The 601-nt window shown below is 71.5% G+C and carries 1 protein-coding gene; it reads right to left on the reverse strand.

What is annotated here, in order from left to right; translation table 11 throughout:
• Nucleotides 1–495, reverse strand: a 495-nt coding sequence (locus AC5RUJ_RS17975; RefSeq protein WP_494156481.1) for a response regulator, incomplete at its 3' end; no start/stop codon positions are given.
• Between the last annotated feature and the right edge of the window lie 106 nt (nt 496–601).

The raw sequence follows: 601 nt of genomic DNA on the forward strand, positions 1-601 counted from the left end.
GGCCGTTCCGTCCGCGTCCCGCCGGGCGGACTCCCTGCCGGCATCGAGCTGCGGCGCGAGCAGCCGGTCGATGCCGTCCTGGTCCAGCACGGCGGAGTCGTCGCTGCCGCTGATGTGCCGGCGGTGTTCCACATAGGCGTCCAGCCGCTCCATCAGCACCCGCGCGTTGAACGGCTTGACGAGGTAGTGGAGCACGCCGCCGGCCATCGCGGCCCGCACCGTGTCCAGTTCGCGTGCCGCAGTTATCGCGATCACGTCGACAGGTTCGCCGGGAAGGTTCCGGACCGCGCGCAGCACGTCGATGCCGCTCATGTCCGGCAGGTGGATGTCCAGCAGCACCAGTTCGGGCCGTAGCGCCGCGACCATGGCCAGGCCCTCGGCCCCGGTGTATGCGGTACCCACGGCGTCGAAGGCGCCGTGGGCCAGCAGGAAGCCGGTGTGTACCCCGGCAACTTCTTTGTCGTCGTCGATGACGACCGTGCGGATCTGGCTCATGGGACCGGAACTCCCTGCGCGCGGGCGTTGGGCGGGGTGGGCGAGAACGTGACCGTGAACTCGGCGCCGCCGGAGGCCGACGCCGCCACGCGGGCGCTGCCGCCGC

This window comes from Arthrobacter sp. Y3223164 (assembly GCF_059091005.1).